At 68.9% G+C, this 18,820-nt stretch carries 19 protein-coding genes and 1 tRNA gene; 3 read left to right on the top strand and 17 right to left on the bottom strand.

Annotation, left to right across the window (positions count from 1 at the left end):
• Positions 1 to 684 (top strand): histidine phosphatase family protein (locus tag AC07Y4_RS30010; protein ID WP_495275514.1); only part of this gene is annotated, 684 nt, incomplete at its 5' end.
• 9 nt (positions 685 to 693) lie between these two features.
• Here AC07Y4_RS30010 and AC07Y4_RS30005 read toward each other — a convergent pair.
• The 3 genes from AC07Y4_RS30005 to AC07Y4_RS29995 form a co-directional block, all read right to left on the bottom strand.
• The gene (locus tag AC07Y4_RS30005) at positions 694 to 2,286 is read right to left on the bottom strand and encodes an N-acyl-D-amino-acid deacylase family protein (RefSeq protein WP_495275513.1); all 1,593 of its coding nucleotides are present in this window, start codon (positions 2,284 to 2,286) and stop codon (positions 694 to 696) included.
• 117 nt (positions 2,287 to 2,403) lie between these two features.
• Entirely contained in the window at positions 2,404 to 3,765 is a 1,362-nt protein-coding gene (locus tag AC07Y4_RS30000; protein ID WP_495275512.1) for a tetratricopeptide repeat protein, read from the bottom strand.
• Between the two features lie 50 nt (positions 3,766 to 3,815).
• Positions 3,816 to 4,214, bottom strand: coding sequence for a tautomerase family protein (locus AC07Y4_RS29995; RefSeq protein ID WP_062481337.1), 399 nt, complete (start codon positions 4,212 to 4,214; stop codon positions 3,816 to 3,818).
• 125 nt (positions 4,215 to 4,339) lie between these two features.
• Here AC07Y4_RS29995 and AC07Y4_RS29990 point away from each other — a divergent pair, with 125 nt between their 5' ends.
• Positions 4,340 to 5,203, top strand: a complete 864-nt coding sequence (locus AC07Y4_RS29990; protein ID WP_495275511.1) for a LysR family transcriptional regulator — start codon at positions 4,340 to 4,342, stop codon at positions 5,201 to 5,203.
• A 9-nt stretch (positions 5,204 to 5,212) separates the two neighbouring features.
• Here AC07Y4_RS29990 and AC07Y4_RS29985 read toward each other — a convergent pair whose 3' ends face one another.
• The 6 genes from AC07Y4_RS29985 to AC07Y4_RS29960 all read right to left on the bottom strand — a co-directional run bounded on the left by AC07Y4_RS29985 (position 5,213) and on the right by AC07Y4_RS29960 (position 12,035).
• On the bottom strand, positions 5,213 to 6,607 hold the full coding sequence (locus AC07Y4_RS29985) for an amidase (RefSeq protein WP_495275515.1): 1,395 nt from the start codon (positions 6,605 to 6,607) through the stop codon (positions 5,213 to 5,215).
• 23 nt (positions 6,608 to 6,630) lie between these two features.
• On the bottom strand, positions 6,631 to 8,118 hold the full coding sequence (locus AC07Y4_RS29980; RefSeq protein ID WP_159275445.1) for an ABC transporter substrate-binding protein: 1,488 nt from the start codon (positions 8,116 to 8,118) through the stop codon (positions 6,631 to 6,633).
• Positions 8,119 to 8,393: 275 nt separating this feature from the next.
• The gene (locus AC07Y4_RS29975; RefSeq protein WP_495275510.1) at positions 8,394 to 9,215 is read right to left on the bottom strand and encodes an ATP-binding cassette domain-containing protein; all 822 of its coding nucleotides are present in this window, start codon (positions 9,213 to 9,215) and stop codon (positions 8,394 to 8,396) included.
• Positions 9,212 to 10,201 carry an ABC transporter ATP-binding protein gene (locus AC07Y4_RS29970; protein WP_495275509.1) on the bottom strand — a complete coding sequence of 330 codons (990 nt, stop codon included), beginning with the start codon at positions 10,199 to 10,201 and terminating at the stop codon, positions 9,212 to 9,214. Before AC07Y4_RS29970 ends, AC07Y4_RS29975 begins: the two co-directional genes overlap by 4 nt.
• Positions 10,202 to 10,212: 11 nt before the next feature.
• Positions 10,213 to 11,088: an ABC transporter permease gene (locus AC07Y4_RS29965; protein ID WP_062481348.1), complete on the bottom strand. Its 876-nt coding sequence runs from the start codon at positions 11,086 to 11,088 to the stop codon at positions 10,213 to 10,215.
• A complete protein-coding gene (locus AC07Y4_RS29960) occupies positions 11,085 to 12,035 on the bottom strand; it encodes an ABC transporter permease (protein WP_095746670.1) in 951 nt (316 codons plus the stop codon). Before AC07Y4_RS29960 ends, AC07Y4_RS29965 begins: the two co-directional genes overlap by 4 nt.
• 145 nt (positions 12,036 to 12,180) lie before the next feature.
• On the opposite strand from AC07Y4_RS29960, the gene AC07Y4_RS29955 reads away from it, so the two are divergent.
• Complete coding sequence (locus tag AC07Y4_RS29955) at positions 12,181 to 12,486, top strand: YfhL family 4Fe-4S dicluster ferredoxin (RefSeq protein WP_095949170.1); 306 nt, start codon at positions 12,181 to 12,183, stop codon at positions 12,484 to 12,486.
• Here the strand turns inward: AC07Y4_RS29955 and AC07Y4_RS29950 are convergent.
• The 8 genes from AC07Y4_RS29950 to AC07Y4_RS29915 all read right to left on the bottom strand — a co-directional run.
• Positions 12,469 to 12,885 (bottom strand): hypothetical protein, encoded by a 417-nt coding sequence (locus AC07Y4_RS29950; protein ID WP_495275508.1) that lies wholly within the window; start codon positions 12,883 to 12,885, stop codon positions 12,469 to 12,471. The genes AC07Y4_RS29955 and AC07Y4_RS29950 overlap by 18 nt on opposite strands.
• A gap of 128 nt (positions 12,886 to 13,013) precedes the next feature.
• A complete protein-coding gene (gene pth / locus AC07Y4_RS29945; RefSeq protein WP_056573407.1) occupies positions 13,014 to 13,649 on the bottom strand; it encodes an aminoacyl-tRNA hydrolase in 636 nt (211 codons plus the stop codon).
• A gap of 81 nt (positions 13,650 to 13,730) precedes the next feature.
• A complete protein-coding gene (locus AC07Y4_RS29940) occupies positions 13,731 to 14,387 on the bottom strand; it encodes a 50S ribosomal protein L25/general stress protein Ctc (RefSeq protein WP_062476274.1) in 657 nt (218 codons plus the stop codon).
• An 86-nt stretch (positions 14,388 to 14,473) separates the two neighbouring features.
• Positions 14,474 to 15,448 (bottom strand): ribose-phosphate pyrophosphokinase, encoded by a 975-nt coding sequence (locus tag AC07Y4_RS29935; RefSeq protein ID WP_062476346.1) that lies wholly within the window; start codon positions 15,446 to 15,448, stop codon positions 14,474 to 14,476.
• A gap of 143 nt (positions 15,449 to 15,591) precedes the next feature.
• A tRNA-Gln gene (locus AC07Y4_RS29930) sits at positions 15,592 to 15,668 on the bottom strand.
• 71 nt (positions 15,669 to 15,739) lie between these two features.
• Complete coding sequence (gene ispE, locus AC07Y4_RS29925) at positions 15,740 to 16,621, bottom strand: 4-(cytidine 5'-diphospho)-2-C-methyl-D-erythritol kinase (RefSeq protein ID WP_495275507.1); 882 nt, start codon at positions 16,619 to 16,621, stop codon at positions 15,740 to 15,742.
• Positions 16,618 to 17,163 (bottom strand): lipoprotein insertase outer membrane protein LolB, encoded by a 546-nt coding sequence (locus tag AC07Y4_RS29920; RefSeq protein WP_495275506.1) that lies wholly within the window; start codon positions 17,161 to 17,163, stop codon positions 16,618 to 16,620. The genes ispE and AC07Y4_RS29920 overlap by 4 nt, the downstream gene beginning before the upstream one ends.
• Positions 17,164 to 18,820 (bottom strand): tetratricopeptide repeat protein (locus tag AC07Y4_RS29915; RefSeq protein WP_495275505.1); only part of this gene is annotated, 1,657 nt, incomplete at its 5' end.

Raw genomic sequence — 18,820 nt, 5'->3', positions numbered from 1 at the left:
ACCCCCGACTCCGCCCCCACCGACCTCATCCTGATCCGCCACGGCGAAACCGCCTGGAACCGCGAACTGCGCTTCCAGGGCCACGCGGACGTCCCGCTCAACGACATCGGCCACGAGCAGGCACGCCGCCTCGGCCTGCGGCTGGCGGGCGAGACGGCACAGCACCTCATCAGCAGCGACCTCATGCGTGCCCAGCAGACCGCGGCGCCCGCGGCGCAGCAGCTGGCGCTGCCGGTCGTCACCTCGGTGGCGCTGCGCGAGCAGCATTTCGGCGTGGTCGAGGGCATGCGGGCCGACGAGATCCAGAGCCAGCATCCGCGCGCCTGGGAAGAGTGGCTGGAGTTCCGCGAAGACCACGCCATGCCGCAGGGCGAGAGCGCGCGCGAGTTCCATGCGCGCGTGATCGGCGCGCTCGGCGCCGTCGCCGCCGCGCACCGCGGCCAGCGCCTGATCGTCGTCACGCACGGCGGCGTGCTCGACATGGTGTGGCGCACCGCGCGCGGCCTGAGCCTCAGCGGCCCGCGCCAGAGCGAGATCCCGAACGCGGGCTTCAACCGCATCCGCATCGCCGACCCGGCCGCGCCGGACGCCATCGAGATCGTCGAGTGGGCCGACACGCGCCACCTCGCCGACCTGCCGCCGCAGCCGACCTACGACCAGCGGCGGCACCTCAAGAAGGACTGATCTTCCGGATCAAGCCGGGCAGCTTCCCGGCTTCGGCGTGCGCAGCAGCGGCACGCCGGCGCCCACGCCCGTGGGCTGCCCGCCGTCCACCGCGAGGCGACCGTTCACCAGCACCGTGACCACGCCCTCGGACAGCAGCGTGGGCTGCGTGTAGGTGGCCTTGGCCGCGAAGCGCTTCGGATCGAACACCACCACGTCGGCGTGGTAGCCGGGGCGCAGGTGGCCGCGCTGCACCAGCCCCAGCGTGTCGGCCGTGAACGAGGTGCTGCTGCGGATGAACTGCGCCAGCGAGATCGCGCGCTCCTTCACCACGTACTGGTCGTACTTGCGCGCGAAGGTGCCGTAGGCGCGCGGATGGCCCAGCGACGAGTCGGACGAGGTCATGACCCAGGGCCGCTTCATGAAGGCGCGCACGTCGTCGTCGCTCATGTTGAACGAGGCGATCATCAGGTCGCCGTCGCGCAGCACGGCGATGGCGGCGTCGACCGGGTCGGCGTTCGAGGCCTTGGCCACGTCGGCCAGGGTCTTGCCCACGTACGTCGTGCTGCCGGCCGAGAACAGGATGGCCTCGGGCCCGCCGCGCAGGCGCAGGTTCTCGCGCATGTCCTTGCGCAGGCGCTCCTGCTGCGCCGCGTCGTCGAAGCGCTGCAGCGTCGCCGCGCGGCCGCCTTCGTTGGCCCAGGGCGGCAGCAGCGCGGCCGAGAAGCGCGTGCTCGACGCGGTCCAGGGGTAGTGGTCGGCCGTGATGTCCAGGCCCGCGGCGCGCGCCTTCTCGATGCGCCGGATGATGTCGCCGCTCTGGCCCTGCACCGCCACGCCCAGCGCCTTGATGTGCGCCACATGCACCGGCAGCTTGGCCTCGTGGCCGATGCGGATCACCTCGTCGATCGAGCCCTTGAGGCCGACGTTGTACATCGACTCGTCGCGGATGTGGCTGTCGTACAGGCCGCCGTGCGCGGCCGCCACCTTCGCGAGTTCGATGACCTCCTCGGTCTTCGAGAAATTCTGCGGTGGGTAGAACAGGCCCGTCGACAGCCCGAGCGCGCCGTCGCACATCGCGCGGCTCAGGTGCTGCTTCATCGTGTCCATCTGCGCGGGCGTGGGGGCGCGGTTGGCCTCGCCGAGCTGGCTGATGCGCAGCGGCCCGAAGCCCGCATACATCGCGACGTTGGTGCCGACCGGCACGGCGCGCAGCTTCTGCGTCTGCGCCGCGATGTCGTAGCCGCCGAAGCCGTCGTTGCCGATCACGGCCGTGGTCACGCCCTGCGTGAGGAAGGGAATGTTCAGGCGCTTGCGTGCGTCGCTCGAGAGCAGGTCGGCGTCGGCGTGCGTGTGGGCGTCGATGAAGCCGGGCGCCACCACGAGGCCGGTGGCGTCGATGGTGCGGCGCGCGCTGAACTGCGCTGGCATGGCGCGGCCCGCGAACACAATGCGGTCGCCCGCGATGCCGACGTCGCCGACCACGGGCGTGTCGCTGTCGCCCGTGTAGATGGTGCCGCCGCGCAGCAGCAGGTCGAGCGCGACGGGGGCTTCAGCGGCGGCGGTGTGGAAGGGCGAGGCGAGGGCCGCGAGAACGGCCAGCGTGACGAGGGAGCGCTGCATGGGCGAACGGGAGGAGAGCGGGAGGAGCGGCCAGTTTAGGAGCCGCTCCCGCGCGGCCGTTAATTCCTTTTGCGGCACGCCCCATGACCGGAAGGCATGGGTGGCGCCGCGCGCCGCTCAGCGCGCCGTGAGCTGCCCCAGCCCCAGCCGCGCGTAGACCGCGTCGGTCTGCCGCCGCAGCCGCAGCGATTCGGGCTGGCCGTTGAGCTGCTGCTGCAGCAGGCCTTGCGCGCCCGCGAGCGCGGACTCGGTGCCGGTGCGCACCAGCGCGTCGAGGTACAGCTGCTCGAACAGGTCGCGCTGCGCATGGCTGCCGCCGATCTCGATCATGCGCGGCAGCGCGACGCCCAGGCCCTCGACCGCACCCGCCACGTCGCCACGCGCATGGGCCACGAGGCCGCGTGCGGCCGGCACGCACACGCGCTGCCACGCGGCGCGCGTGGACGCCGGCGCCACGGGCGCGAAGGCCTCGATGTTGTGCAGCAGCACCTGCGCCTCGGGCCGGCCGGCGCGCGCCAGGCCGTAGAGGTACTGCAGGTCGAGAAAGGGCAGCACATGGTCGGCCTGGCGCTGCCGCAGGTGGTCGGCCACGTCGTCCCAGCGCGCACCGACGTCGATGCCCGCCAGCTCGAGCCGCGCGAGCAGCGACACGGCGCCGATCTGGTCCTGCGAATAGTCCTTCACCACGCCCCAGGCGTGCTCGTCGTACACCGCGAGCGCCTCGGCGTCGTGGCCCAGGTCGATGAGGAACAGCGCCACATGCCACCAGTTGTGCGTGACCATGAAGGAGTTGAGCCCGGTCCAGGTGTCGCTCACGCTTTGCATGAACGCCAGCCCCTCGGCCAGCCGGCCTTCGGTGAGCATCACGTGCGCCAGCGCATGGTGCGCCCAGGGCTCCTTGCGGCACAGGCCGATCGCGCGGCGCGCGCTGGCCTCGGCCTCGCGCAGCAGGTGGCACTGCTCGTAGCCGAAGGCCGCCATGCCGTGCACGTAGGGCACCTCGGCTGTGGCCGGCAGCGCCGCGAGCGCGAGCCGCAGCATGCCGGGGCAGTCGCCGGTGTTGAAGCAGTGGTACTGGCCCAGCTTCACCGACACCAGGTCGCGCGGATGCTCGCGCGCCTGCTCGGCATGCAGCGCGATGGCGCGCGCGATGTCGCCGTCGGCCCAGGCCTGGACGGCGGCGATGTAGCGCTGCTCGCGCGGCGTGGCGCGCGCCGCACCGGCGCGGGCCTTGTCGAGGAAGGGCTGCGCGTTGGCCGCGGCTTCGCGCGATTCGGCGAACAGGTGCAGCGTCGCGCAGTAGGCCTGCACGATCGGGCTGGCATCGTGTTCGGCCAGCGCCAGCAGGTTCACGGCGCGTGCCTCGGTCGAGAGAAAGCCCATGACGAAGTCGTCGACCAGCGCGAGGCTGGCGGCGTCGTCGAGCGTGAGCGGATTGCCGAGGCTGTCGGCGGCGAGCGGGGTTCCGTGGGAGGGCATGGCGGCATGGTGCCACGCCCCCGGCGTCTTTCAAGTCCCTGTGAGACGCCCTAGACACCCGCTTGCTGGTGGCGGTACTCCTGCGTCTGGCCGCCGTAGCCGTAGGCCGCGGCGCGCGCGTCGATCACGTGGATGTACGAGACCTCGTGCAGGTCGGGCCGCAGCCGGGCCATGGCCGCGTGCACCTCGCGCAGGTAGCGCGCCTTCTCGGCCTTGGTGTTGGTCTCGTCGGTCACGCTGATGTCCAGGTGGAAGGCCGACTTGCCGAGCTCGGCCAGCGACTTGCCGCCGATGAACCAGCTGTCGGCGGCGATGTACTGCACCGTGACGGCGATGACCGGCAATGCCTTGCCGAGCACGCTCTGCGTGAGTTCGGCGACCGTGTCGACGGTCTTGCGGGTGAGGGCGGCGTCAGGCTGGCCGGAGAGGTGGACGACGATGTGGGGCATGGTGGACTCCTTTTTGCGTTGAAGAACGGGTGGTCGATGGGGTGATTGTGGGATTCCTCTCGCCATCGGAAAAGCGGGAAGATATGATGGAATCCATCGGATCAGCGAATGGATAGGCAGGCACCATGCAAGGCTTCGACCTCGAACAGTTGCGCACCCTGGTGGCGGTGGCCGACGCCGGCAGCCTCACGGCCGCGGCGCCGCGTGTGTACCTGTCGCAGTCGTCGGTGAGCGAGCAGATCCGCAAGCTCGAGGAGCGCGCCGGCCAGTCGCTGCTGACCCGCAGCAAGGCCGGCGTGGCGCCCACCGAGGCGGGCCTGCGGCTGCTGGGGCATGCGCGGCGCATCCTCGCGCTGAGCGACGAGGCCTTTCGCGACCTGCGCGGCGAAACCTTGCAGGGCGAGCTGCGGCTGGCCGTGACCGACTACTTCCGCCCCGGCGACCTCACCCGCCTGCTGGGCCGGCTCGGCGAGCGCTATCCGCAGGTGCGGCTGCACGTGACCATCCTGAAGAGCGACGCGCTGCGCACCGCCTACGCGCACGGTGATTTCGACGTGGGGCTGGCGATGAACATCGCGGGGGCCAATGCAGCAGCAAGCGGCAGCAGTGCCGTGCTGCGGCGCGAATCGCTGGCGTGGCTCGGTGCGGCCGGCCTGCGTGTGGTGCGCGGCGAGCCGGTGCGGCTGCTGGCGCTGCCCGACACCTGCTCGCTGCACCAGTTCACCGTGTCCCTGCTGCGCCGCCGCCGCGTGCCCTACGTGCTGGCGCACGTGGCGTCAGGCGTGGCGGGCCTGCAGTCGGCCCTGGCCGCGGGCCTGGGCGTGGCCTGCCTCAACGAATCGGCGATCGGCGAGGGCATCGCGCGGCTCGCACCGCCCCACGGGCTGCCGGCGCTGCCGCGCGTGGCGTTCCAGTGGCTGCCCGCGCGACGGGGCGAGACCGCGTTCGTGACGCGGGCGCGGGAGATGCTGTCGTTGCAGCTGGCCTGAAGGTCGCGCTCAGAGCTGCGGCCAGGGCCGCTGCACTTCCCGGATCTGCTCGAACGCACGCGCCACGCGCAGCACGCCGAGGTCGTCGAAGCGCTGCCCCGCGATCTGCAGCCCGATCGGCAAACCGCCGGCCGAGTACCCGCAGTTCACCGACGCCGCCGGCTGCTCCGACATGTTGAACGGCACCGTGAAGCCGATGTGCTCCAGCGGCCGCAGCGGGTCGTTGGTGGGCGAGGGCGCCTCGGCCGCCGCCGGCATGTTGGGCGACACCGGCGAGATCACGTAGTCGAAGCGGGCGCAGGCGTTCACCGTGGTGACGCGCGTCGCGTGGAACTGGCTGAAGCTGCGGAACACATGCTCGCCGCTGAACTCGGCGGCGCTCTCCGCCCATTCGCGGATGTAGGGCAGCACCTTGGCGCGCTGGTCGGGGCGCAGGGCCTTCAGGTCCACGAGCGAGCGCATGCGCCACAGGTGGTCCATGCCGTCGAGCAGGGCCTGCGACATGAAGGGCTGCATGGGCTCGACCGTGGCGCCGGCCTTCTCGAACAGGCGAGCCGCCTGCTCGACCGCGGCCTGGATCTCGGGTTCGACCGCGAGGCCGCAGCCGGCGTCCAGCAGCAGCCCGATGCGCAGGCCGCGCAGGTGGTCGGGCGCGACGTCGAAGGCGGCCCAGTCGATGTCCTGCGCGGGCAGGCTCATGCTGTCGCGCGCGTCCGGCCGGGCCAGCGCCTGCATCATGAGCGCGGCGTCACCGACGGTGCGCGTCATGGGGCCGGCGGCGCGGCCCATGTAGGGCGGGTCGATCGGGATGCGTCCCAGGCTGGGCTTGAGCGTGAAGATGCCGCACCAGCTGGCGGGCAGTCGCAGCGAGCCGCCGATGTCGGTGCCCAGGTGCAGCGGGCCGTAGCCCGCGGCCGCGGCGGCACCGGCGCCGGCACTGGAACCGCCCGGCGTGCGGCTCAGGTCCCAGGGGTTGCGCGCCAGCGTGTGAAAGCTCGACAGCCCCGACGACAGCATGCCGTAGTCGGGCATGGTGGTCTTGCTGACGACGACGGCGCCGGCCTCCTTCAGGCGTGCGGCCGGCGGGGCGTCGGCCGCCGCGGGCATGAGGTCGACGGCGGCGGTGCCCGCGGGCAGCGGGTCGCCGCGCGTGGCGATGTTTTCCTTGATCGTGGTCGGCACGCCGTCGAGCGGACCGCGCGCGTCGCCGCGCTGCCAGCGCTGCTCCGAGGCGCGCGCCTGCTCCAGCGCGGCCTCGGGCCGGAACAGCCACGTGGCCTGCAGCCGGGGCTCGCAGTGCTCGATGCGCGCGATGACGGCGCGCGTCACCTCGACCGGCGACAGGCGCTTCTCGCGGTAGGCCGCAGACAGCTCCTGCGCCGACAGGTCGCTCAACGAAGGCAGGGAAGGGTCAGGCACTGCGGGGCTCATCCCCACGACAGGGCCGACAGGTCGTTCACGAAGATCGGGTTCTCCTTCCAGAGGCCCTTGACGTTCTTCTTGGCCACGGTCGGGAACTGCGGCTGGTAGAGGAAGCCGTTGGCCGCGTCGGTGGCCAGCAGCTTCTGCGCCTCGCCCAGCAGCTTGTTGCGCTCGGCCGCGTTGCCGGTGGACTTGATCTTGTCGAACAGCGTGTCGAAGGCCTTCGACTGGTAGCCCCAGTAGTAGTCGGGCTTGGCGTAGTTGCCCAGGTCGAAGGGCTCGACGTGCGAAATGATCGACAGGTCGTAGTCCTTGTTGCCGTAGGTCCCGCTGAGCCACTGCGCCCACTCGACGTTCTGGATCTTCACGTTGATGCCGATCTTGGCGAGCTGGGCCACGATGACTTCGCCGCCCTGGCGCGCGTACGGCGGCGGGGGCAGGGTCATGCGCAGTTCGAGCGGGGTCTTCACGCCGGCCTCGGCCAGCAGCTTCTTGGCCTTCTCGATGTCGAAGGGGTTGATGCCCGTGGTGTCGATGTAGCCCGCGGCACCCGGCACGTAGTGGCTGCCGATCGGCACGCCCAGGCCGTCGGCCGCACCCTCGATGAAGGCCTTGCGGTCGATCGCCGCGAGGATCGCGCGGCGCACGCGCACGTCGTCCAGGGGCTTCTTCTTGTTGTTGATCGAGAGGATGGTCTTGGCGCGCGAACCGGCCAGGATGGTCTGGAACTGCGGGTTGTTGCGGAACTGCGGCACGGCGCGCGTGCCGATGCGCGTGAACACGTCCACGTCGCCCGAGAGCACGGCGGCGGCCTGCGCGGCGGTGTCCGAAATGAAGCGGAAGGTGACCTTGTTGATCTTCGCGACGGCGGGCGCACGGAAGCCCTCCCACTTGCTCAGCGTGATCGACGAGCCCTTGGCCCAGTTGTCCAGCTTGTAGGGACCGGTGCCGATCGGCTTGGTGGCGTTGCCTTCGGCGCTCTTGGGCTCGACGATGGCGGCCGTGGCCTGGCCCAGCACGAAGGGCAGGTCGGGGTCGATCTCCTTGTTGATGACCACGACCGTGTGTTCGTCGACCACCTGCGTGGCGAGGTTGGCGAAGGTGCGCTTGTCCTTGTTGGTGCTCTTTTCGCCGCCGGCGCGGTCGAACGCGAACTTGACGGTGGACGCGTTGAAGGGCTCGCCGTTCTGGAACTTCACGCCCTTGCGCAGCTTGAAGGTGTAGGTCTTCAGGTCGGGCGAGATTTCCCAGCTCTCGGCCAGCAGCGGCGTGACGCTGCCGTCGACGTTGATCTTGGTCAGCGTTTCCAGGATGTTGTACTGCACGACCTCGGCGATGGCGGCGGCGGCACCGGTGGTCGGGTCCAGGCCCGGCGGCTCCAGGGCCATGCCGATCACGATGGCGTCCTTGCGGCCCTGCGCCATGCCGGCCAGCGGGGTGGCCAGGGCGACGGTGGCGCCGGCGGTGGTAAGGAGCGTGCGACGGTTCAACATACGGGGTGATCTCCGGAAAACGGTCAGTGTCGAATGACTGCTTCGGCGCGCACCGTGCCCCAGGGGGAAGCGCAGCGCCACGAAAGAAAGACACACAGCACGAAAGATGCCACGTGCAGCGGATCATTCTCTCGCAGCAGGCCCTCCGGTGCGCGCCGGCGCGGGCGGTTTTTCCTCGGGACGTTCCCGGATGGGCGAGCGATCTTGCGCGAAGCCAACGGCTTGCGCCACCAGATGCTCATGACCGATCTGTCCGAGGCCGTGCCCCCGCGACTTCAGGCCGCGCGCAGCGTGTCGCCGGGCGGCGTGTGCAGCACCGCCGACAGCAGGGTGCGGGTGTACGGATGCTGCGCGTGATGGAACAGCTCGGCCGGCGGCCCCTGCTCCACGATCTGGCCCTTGAACACCACGCACACCTCGTCGCACAGGTGGTTGACCACCGCGAGGTCGTGGCTGATGAGCAGGTAGCTGATGCCGAACTGCTGCTGCAGGTCCTGCATGAGGTTGAGCACCTGGGCCTGCACGGACACGTCGAGTGCGCTCACGGGCTCGTCGGCGACGATGAGCTTGGGGCGCGTGATGAGCGCGCGTGCGATCGCGATGCGCTGGCGCTGGCCGCCGGAGAATTCGTGCGGGTACTTGTCGAGGTCGGTGGTGCGCAAGCCGACGGCCGCGAGGGCTTCGGCGGCGCGCTCGCGCTGCTCGGCGCGGCGCGTTTCGGCCAGCGCTTCGAGCGGCTCGGCGACGATGCGTGCGACGGTCTGGCGCGGGTCGAGTGAACCATACGGGTCCTGGAACACCATCTGGAAGTCGCGACGCGCGGTGCGCAGCTCGGCCTTCGACAGCGTGTGCAGGTTGCGGCCTTCGAGCGCGACGCTGCCCGAGGTCGGCGTGTCCAATGCCATTACAAGGCGCGCGATGGTCGACTTGCCCGAGCCCGATTCGCCGACGATGCCCACGCTCTTGCCGGCCTGCACGCTGAAGCTCACGCCATTGAGGGCCTTCACGGTGGGCGGCGGGCCGAAGAGCTTTTCGCGCGGCAAGGCGTAGTGCCGCACGAGGTCGGTCACCTGCAGCAGCGGGGTCGATGGATTCATGGCGCAACAGCCTGCGCGGCTGCAATTTCTTCGAGACGCATGCAGCGCACCGCGTGGTCCGGCGGCAGCACCGTGGCGGACGGCCGCGTGGTGTGGCAGGCATCGACCGTGTACGCGCAGCGGCCCGCGAACGGGCAGCCCGGCGGCAGGTCGACCAGCTCGGGCACGCTGCCGCGGATGGTCGCCAGGCGCAGGCCGCGCGGCGCACCGATGGCGGGGCGCGCGGCGAACAGGCCTTGCGTGTAGGGGTGGGCGCGCTTGGCGAACACGGCGTCGGTGGGGCCGCTCTCGACCACGCTGCCGCCGTACATCACGAGCATCTTCGAGACCGTCTGCGAGATCACGCCGAGGTCGTGCGAGATCAGGATGAGCGCCATGCCGCGCTCGGCCACGAGGCCCTGGATGAGTTCCAGGATCTGCTTCTGGATCGTCACGTCGAGCGCGGTGGTGGGCTCGTCGGCGATCAGCAGGTCGGGGCCGCAGGCCAGCGCCATCGCGATGCCGATGCGCTGGCGCTGCCCGCCCGAGAACTGGTGCGGGTAGGCATCGAGGCGCGAGGCCGCATCGGGAATGCCGACGCGGTCGAGCAGCGCGAGCACTTCCTTGCGCGCCTCGGCCTTCGACAGGTCGCGGTGCAGCCGCAGCGGCTCGCCGACCTGGCGCGCGATGGTGTGCACCGGATTCAGCGCCGTCATCGGCTCCTGGAAGATCATGCCGATGCGGTTGCCGCGGATCTGGCACATGTCCTTTTCGTCGCGCCCGACCAGCTCGGTGCCGTCGAAGCGGATGCTGCCCGTGACCTTCGCGGTCGCGGGCAGCAGGCCCATGAGCGACATCACGGTGATCGACTTGCCGCAGCCCGACTCGCCGACGATGCCCAGCGTTTCGCCGCGCTCCAGCGAGAAGGAAATGCCGCGCACGGCTTCGGCCGGGCCGCGTTGCGTCTGCAGGCCGATGTGGAGGTCGTTGACTTCGAGAAGTGCCATGGCGTGCTTGCTTACCTCGCGCGCGCCAGGCGCGGATCGAGCAGGTCGCGCAGGCCGTCGCCCATCAGGTTGAGGCCCAGCACCGCCAAGGCGATGGCCATGCCGGGGAACACCGCGAGCAGCGGCTGCTGGAACATGAGGGTCTGGGCTTCGCTGAGCATGCGGCCCCAGGAGGGCTGCGGCGGCTGCGTGCCGAGGCCGAGGTAGGAGAGGGCGGCTTCGGCCAGGATCGCGATGGCGAAGCGGATGGTGATCTGCACGATCAGCACGGCGGAGATGTTCGGCAGCACGTGCTGCATGGTGATCGCAAAGCTGCCCTTGCCGCAGGCGCGTGCGGCGGCCACGTACTCGCGCGACCAGATGGCGTTGGCCGAGGCGCGCGTGATGCGCGCGAAGGTCGGGATGTTGTAGATGCCGATCGCGATGATGGCGTTGACGATGCCGGCGCCGAACACGGCCGTCATCATGATGGCCGAGAGGATGGCGGGGAAGGCGAGCGTGAAGTCCGACAGGCGCATCACCGCTTCCTCGACCCAGCCGCGCCTCGCCGCAGCGAGCAGGCCCAGCGCGGTGCCGACCACGAGGCCGATGCCCACGGCGATCACGCCGACGAGGATGGAGGCGCGTGCGCCCACCAGCAGCAGCGAGGCCACGTCGCGCCCGAAGGCGTCGGTGCCGAGCCAGTGCGTGGCCGAAGGGCCCTGCATCTTGTTCGCCATGTCCATCGCGTAGGGCGACCACGGCGTCCAGACCAGGGAGAGCACGGCAGCGATCAGCAGCAGCAGGCTTAGCACGCCGCCGATCGCGAAGCTGCGGTGGTGCAGGGCGCGGCGCCAGAAGCCCGGCACCTTGAGCGCGACGGCGCTGGGAACGGTGGTCGTGCTCATACGTCGCTCGCCTTGATGCGCGGGTCGATGACGGCATACAGCACATCGACCACGAAGTTCACGATGACGACCATGGCCGCGAGCAGCATCACGCAGTTGCGCACCACGATCAGGTCGCGGTTGCTGATGGCCTGGAAGATCAGCCGGCCCAGCCCGGGCAGGTAGAACACGTTCTCCACCACGATGGTGCCGGCCAGCAGCTCGGAGAACTGCATGCCCATGACGGTGATGACGGGGATCATCGCGTTGCGCAGCACATGGGTCCACAGCACCATGCGCTGCGACACGCCCTTGGCGCGCGCGGTGCGCACGAAGTCTTCGCGCATCACCTCGAGCACGGCCGAGCGCGTGATGCGCGCGAGGATCGCGGCCTGCACCACTGCGAGCGACAGCGCCGGCAGCAGCAGCGATTTCAACCCCGCGAAGATGCCTTCACCCCAGCCCTCGAAGCCGCCCGCGGAGAACCACTGCAGTTGCACCGAGAACACGAGGATCAGCAGGATCGCGAACCAGAAGTTGGGGATGGCGATACCGACCTGCGCCATGCCCATGAGGCCGACGTCGCCGAGCTTGTTGTGGCGCGCCGCAGCCGTCACGCCCACGAGCAGGGCGATGACGACAGTCAGGGCCATCGCCATCACGGCCAGCGGCACGGTGAGGGCCAGGCGCTCCAGGATCAGGTCGATGACGGGCGAGCTGTAGGCGTAGCTGTCGCCGAGGTTGCCGGTGAGCAGGCCGCCGATCCAGTGCCAGTAGCGCGTCCACGCGGGCTGGTCCAGGCCGAGCTTGGTGGCCAGGGCGGCAACGGCGTCGGGCGAGGCGTCGGGGCCCATGAGCATCTGCGCGGCATTGCCGGGCAGGATCTCGAGGACCAGGAAAACGATGACCGAGGCGCCGATCAGGGTGCCGATCAGCGTGGCGATGCGCTTGAATAGAAACAGACTCATGGGGCGGGCCGCAGCATAACTGACTGGTGCAACAACCGTGCCCTGGCTGTGAACTTTGTCGCTCCTCGCTGGACCGCCCTGACGCTGGCGGGGGCTCCGCAAGGCCTGTGGCGGGGCATTCGCCCGGTCCGCCGATAATCGGGGGATGGCCCTCATGATCACCGACGAATGCATCAACTGCGATGTCTGCGAGCCCGAGTGCCCGAACGATGCGATCTACATGGGCGCCGAGTTCTACGAGATCGATCCGCACAAGTGCACCGAGTGCGTCGGCCACTTCGACGAGCCGCAGTGCGTGCAGATCTGCCCGGTGGCCTGCATCCCGGTGAACCCCGACCATGTGGAGACCCGCGAGACGCTGATGCAGAAGTACGTGCGCCTCACGGCGGACAAGGCGGCAGCGCCAGCTTCGGATGCCGCCTCGCCGTCGTCGTCAGCCGGCGCCCTCTGAGCCGGGCTTCTTCTTCTTTTTCTTCTTGCCTGTGTCCTTCGGCGCCTCGTCGCCGGTCGAAGGACTGTTGAAGCGCGCGCTCGTCGGGCGGGGCTCGGCCGTGTGCTTGCGCTGACGGGCCTGGGCGGCCTGTTCGGCGGGCGTGAGCGGTTGCGCGCCCGAGGCGAAGCGCCCCGCATCGAAGGTCGTGGGACTGCGCCGGCCGAGCGCTTCCCGCTCCTGCGACTCCCGGTTGCGTGCCAGCCGACCCGCGCTGTGTTCGTTGCGGCGCGTGGCGTCTTCCGACGCCCTGCGGTCCGCATCGCTGCGCCGGTCGTCCACCTTCACGGTCCGCCCGCCTTCGCACGGCTGGTCGGAGTAGGTGTTGCCGCATCGCCAGGTCTTGGCTGAAGCGCCCATGGATACGGTGGCCAGTGCTATTGAAAACATAGCGATTGCCGCTGTTCCTGCGGTCTTCTTGTTCTTCGTCGTCGTTCTTCTTTTTCTCATTTTTTGTTTGCTCTCCCTCCCTGCACTCCCGTGGCCGGCTAGGTGGCGGCAGGCGTCGTGCCTCCGTCGCCGGGCTCCCGCCTCGGCGGCTTGGGCCGCGGCGGTTTGCTCGTGTGAATCATCAGCGTGGCTTTTTCCATCTCGCCGGCCACCAGCGCGGGGGCGGCATGCAGAGTGCGCACGATGGCGTCTTCGATCGCTTCGCGCTGCTCCTTGAGCGGCTTCTTGAGCACCCAGTTGACGACCTCCGACTTCACGCCGGGATGGCCGATGCCCAGGCGCAGGCGCCAGTAGTCGCCGGTGCCGAGTTGCGCGTGGATGTCGCGCAGGCCGTTGTGGCCCGCATGGCTGCCGCCGAACTTGAGCTTGGCCTGGCCGGGCACCACGTCGAGTTCGTCGTGCACCACGAGGATTTCCTCGGGCGCGATCTTGAAGAAGCGCGCCAGCGCGGCCACCGACTTGCCCGACAGGTTCATGAAGGTCTGCGGCTCCAGCAGCCAGATGCTCTGGCCGCCGATGTTCGCGCGCGCCGCGAGGCCGTGGTAGCCGCGCTCGGGCACGAGGTTGAGCTTCCAGTCGCGCGCGAGGGCGTCGATCCACCAGAAGCCGGCGTTGTGGCGCGTGGCTTCGTACTCAGGGCCCGGGTTTCCGAGGCCGACAAACAGCTTGATCATGGCGGGAATTATCTCGCCGCCCCCCAAAGCAAAAGGCCCGCACGAGGCGGGCCTTCTGTTCGCGGACGGAAAGAAAGAGGATTACTTCTTCTTGGCCGTCTTGGCGGCGGGCTTGCCAGCGGCAGCAGCAGCGCCTTCGGCAGCAGCGCCTTCGGCGGCCGGTGCGGGCTCTTCCGAGACCAGCGGCGGCACGGCCGACACGATGACCGGGTTGGTCTTGCCGTGGCTCACGAACTTCACGCCCTTGGGCAGCTTGATGTCGTTGACGTGCAGCGTGGCGTTCTTCTTGAGGCCCGAGAGGTCGATCTCGATGAATTCAGGCAGATCGCTGGGCAGGCAGTTGATTTCCAGCTCGGTCATCACGTGGTTCACGAGGTTGTGATCCAGCTTGACGGCGTCGGACTCTTCTTCACCCTTGAAGTGAAGCGGCACCTTCATGTTCATGCGGGTCTTGGCATCGACGCGTTGGAAGTCGATGTGTTGCACCAGCTGGCGGAACGGGTGGTATTGCACGTCGCGCAGCAGCACCTTGGTGACGGCGCCGGCGAGGTCCATTTCGAGGATCGACGAGTGGAAGGCTTCCTTCTTCAGGGCGTGCCACAGCGCGTTGTGATCGATTTCGATCAGTTGCGGCTGGGTGTCACCACCGTAGACGATGCCCGGGGTCTTGCCCGTGATGCGGAGACGGCGGCTCGCACCCGTGCCCTGCTTTGCGCGCTCATAAGCGACGAATTTCATAACTAGCTCCTGTGAGAGTCCACCGCGACCAGTGCGACTCCGGTTCAAAAAGGCCTCCGGAGGAGGCCTGCTTTTTCGCTCTCAGCTCAGAACAGGTTGTCCTGGTCCGAGAACAAACTCATCACCGACTCGCCCTTGGCAATGCGCTGGATCGTTTCGGCGATCAGCGGTGCCACGGAGAGCTGGCGGATCTTTCCGCACGCGACGGCCGCGTCGGAAAGAGGGATGGTGTTGGTGACGACCACTTCGTCCAGGGCCGTGCCCTTGGAGAGGCGCTCGATGGCCGGGCCCGAGAAGATCGGGTGCGTGCAATAGGCGTACACGCTCTTGGCGCCGCGCTCCTTCAGCACTTCGGCCGCTTTGACCAGCGTGCCAGCCGTGTCGATCATGTCGTCCATGATCACGCAGTTGCGGCCGTCGATCTCGCCGATCACGTTCATGACTTCGCTGACGTTGGCCTTCGGGCGGCGCTTGTCGATGATGGCGAGGTCGCAGTTCAGTTGCTTGGCCAGCGCACGGGCGCGCACAACGCCGCCGACGTCGGGCGAGACCACGATCAGGTCTTCGTAGTTCTTCTGGCGTAGGTCGCCCAGCAGCACGGGCGAGGCGTAGATGTTGTCGACCGGAATGTCGAAGAAGCCCTGGATCTGGTCGGCGTGCAGGTCCATGGTGAGCACGCGCTCGACGCCCACGGTTTCCAGCAGGTTGGCGACCACCTTGGCCGAGATCGGCACGCGGCTCGAGCGCGGGCGGCGGTCCTGGCGGGCGTAGCCGAAGTAGGGAATCACGGCGCTGATCCGCTCGGCCGAAGCGCGCTTGAGCGCGTCGACCATGATCAGCAGTTCCATCAGGTTTTCGTTGGTCGGCGCGCAGGTCGACTGCACCACGAACACGTCGCGGGCACGGACGTTCTGGTTGATCTCGACGGTGACTTCGCCGTCGGAGAAGCGACCGACGCGTGCGGCGCCCAGCGAGGTGCCGAGGTTGTGCGCGATTTCTGCAGCAAGGCCGGGATTGGCGTTGCCGGTGAAAACCAAGAAATCAGGGTGATTGGCCTGCATGAGCGCGTCCGGGCAGTGCAAATGGGCTTGCGGGAAAGCCGCCAAAGGTTTCGAGTCGTGGCGGCCTGTGTGGGCCGCCGATTATTGCAGCCGGTGGACTGCAAAAGAAGCACTGCGGCCATCAGGCCGCAGTTTGAGAGATTTGGCAGGGGAGAAAGGATTCGAACCTTTGCATGCTGGAATCAAAATCCAGTGCCTTAACCAGCTTGGCGACTCCCCTACACAGGTTGATGGTTTGCACCACCCACCGATATATGTCGCATCGAACCGCAGAGCGTTCCGATTATCTCTTCAGGCTGCCCATCCCCAGAGTGGATGAACTGCCAGATTGTCGCATTGTCGAACCTGCCATCCCCGGGGGGCTTCGAGCAGTTCCGCTTCCTGCGGCAATTGCGGCATCTTCGCGAACACCGAACTTCCGGAGCCGGTCATCCGGGCCTTCAAACCTTGCAGTCCGAGCCATTCGATGGCGTCGGTGACTGCGGGGCAAAGCCGTTGGGCAACCGGCTGCAGGTCGTTGTGACCGAAGTTGTAAACCCCGTTGCCGAGGTTTGTGGCTTCTAGCTGTTCGCTATCTGCAGCAAAGCCTGAGATTATAGCAACAGGAGTTGCCCGTTCCAAATCATCCGCAGAAAAAATTAATCGGGTATCGAGTCCCTCGGGTGGCTTGGCCACCACGAAGCGTGCCGGCGGCAGGTTCACGGGGGTGATTTCCTCGCCGATGCCCTCGACCCAGGCGTTGCGCCCGCCGAGGAAGAAAGGCACGTCCGCGCCCAGCTTCAACCCGATCTGCGCCAGGCGCGACAGCGGCAGGTTCAGGTTCCAGAGGCGGTTGAGTGCGAGCAGACAGGTGGCCGCGTCCGACGACCCTCCGCCCATGCCCGCCTGCGCCGGCACGTGCTTGGCGATGCCGATGTGCGCGCCCTGGCCGGGCGCGGCATGCGCCTGCAGCGCGCGGGCGGCGCGCAGCACGAGGTCGTCGGCCGGCAGCGGCGTGGTGAGGTCTTCGCGGCTGAGCTGGCCGTCGTTGCGAAGCTCGACGTGCAGCGTGTCGCACCAGTCGATCAGCATGAAGACCGACTGCAGCAGGTGGTAGCCGTCGTCGCGCCGCCCGGTGATATGCAGGAACAGGTTCAGCTTGGCCGGCGCGGGAAGGTCGTAGATCGCCTTCATGAGCGTTCGAACACGATGCGCAGGTCTGCCCGGGGCGCGGGGGATTCGCGGGTGGCCTGCAGCTTGCCGTTCGACAGCTGGCCCAGGTCGGCGCGCCAGCCGGGCACGGGATCGGCGCGGCCGTCGAGCCAGCCGAACAGCGCGCCCACCGGAATGGCGGCGCCCGTGGCGGCTTCGATCAGCGCGTCGACGGAGTCGTAGCGGCGGGTCTCGCTGCCGTTCTTCAGCAGGGCTTCACCCGGCGCCCAGTGCAGTTGCGCGAGCGTGCTGCCGATGGGCGTGGTCAGCGTCAGGTCGCCGGTTTCGGCCGAGCCGCGCAGCTCGAACAGGGCGGCAAAGGTCTGGACCGGTTCGCTGTCGATGCGCAGCGACATGCGCCCGCTCCAGCTGGCCGATCGCCCGGGCGCAGCGGCCGGGCCGCCCGAGAGCTGGGCGCAGCCCGAGAGCCACAGCAGCAGTGCGCCGCCGCCCGCGCCCAGTGCCGCGCGGCGGGTGAGGGACCCATCGCCCCGCGCGGGAGCCGTGTACGTGATCGATGCCATTCAGGGTTTGACGCGCAGGCGCTTGAGGGTTTCCTGCAGCGTCTCGTTTTCGGCGTCCGTCAGCAGCGATTCTTTCCAGATCGCGACCGCGCGGTCCTTCTGGCCGACCGACCACAGGACTTCGCCGAAATGCGCGCCGATCTCGGGGTCGGGCCGCGTCTTGTAGGCTGCCTCGAGGATGCGGATCGCCTCCGCCGTGTTGCCGAGCCGGAACTCGACCCAGCCCAGGCTGTCGGCAATGAACGGGTCTTCGGGCGCGAGCTGCACCGCCTTCTGGATGAGCGTGCGGGCCTCGTCGAGCCGGATCTTGCGATCGGCAAAGGAGTAGCCCAGCGCGTTGTACGCGTTCTGGCTCTCGGGCTTGAGCGTCATCAGGCGGCGCAGCAGCCGCTCCATGTCGTCCAGGCGATTGAGCTTCTCGGCCATCATGGCCTGGTCGTAGACGAGGTCGCCGTCGTCCGGCGCGGCGGCCGAGGCCTGGGCCAGCAGGTCGTAGGCGGCCTGGTATTGCTTGGCTTCGCGCAGCAGCTGGGTTTCGGCCAGCAGTTTCTGCTTGCGTTCCTCCGCCGTGCGCTCGGGCAGCGCGCGCAGCAGCTCGCGGGCCTGGGGCAGCTTGCCCTGCTTGGCGAGCAGGCTGGCGCGGCGGCCCTGGATGGCGCTCTGGTTGTCAGTGCTGTCGATGCGCGTGATCCAGCGGTCGGCCGCCTGGAAATCCTTGCGCCGCTCGGCCAGCTGCGAGAGCACGAGATACGCCTGAGTCAGCCCGCGCTTGCGGTCGGCGACGTCGCCGGCGTCCTGGCTCTGGCCTGGTGCCGTCATCAGGTCGACGTAGCGCTTGAGCGAGGTTTCGGCCGCCGCTTCCTGGCGGGCCTGCATCTGCAGGCTGCCGAGCAGCAGCCAGGGCTCCGCCAGTTCGGGGCGCGCGGCGGTCAGGGTCTGCAGCTGCGTGCTGGCGTCGCTGAAGCGGCGGTTCTCGACCAGTGTGCGCGCATAGGCGATGCGCAGGTCGGGCGAGGCCTTGGGGTTGTTCGCGAGGTAGCGCGTGACGATCGGCTCGGCCAGCGGCTGGCCCGGGTCGATGAGCTCGAGTGCCAGCGCCGAGGGTGCCTCAGACGACGGGTCGATGGCCTGCCCCTTGCGCGCGGCGTCCAGCGCCCCCGAGGGGTCGCCAGCGTTCAGGCGCAGCCGGCCCACGGTGGCCCAGGCCAGTCCGCCGGTGGTCGGGCTCTTGAGTTCGTCGACCAGCGCCTGTTCGACCACCGAGGCGGCGAGCTTCTTGTCGGCGGCGCGGCCGTAGGTGCGCGCGATCACCGCCATCAGCAGGGGGCGTTCGATCTGCGAGGTGGCGGCCACTTCGGCGCGCAGCGGTTCGACGGTTTCGCTGATGCGGTTCAGCGCGATCAGGATCTGCAGCTCGATGCGCCGGGCATCGCGCGAATTGGGCAAGGCTTCCTGCCAGGCGCGCGCCGCGGAGATCGCGGCGTCGCCGGAGCGCGACTGCAGCGCGATTTCGACCGCGCGCTGGAACAGCTTGCCGTCGCGCAGGCGCCGGGCGGCGTCGAGCACCAGCGAATAGCCGGAGCCGGGGTCGCCGGAGCGGGCGGTGATCTCGCCCATGAGAATTTCATAGAACAGGTCGGCCGTCAGCGCCGACGGC

Source organism: Variovorax sp. GW460-12-1-14-LB1 (assembly GCF_059423605.1).
The sequence above is the reverse complement of the archived record's forward strand: the minus strand, read 5'-3'. Positions and strand labels throughout refer to the sequence as shown.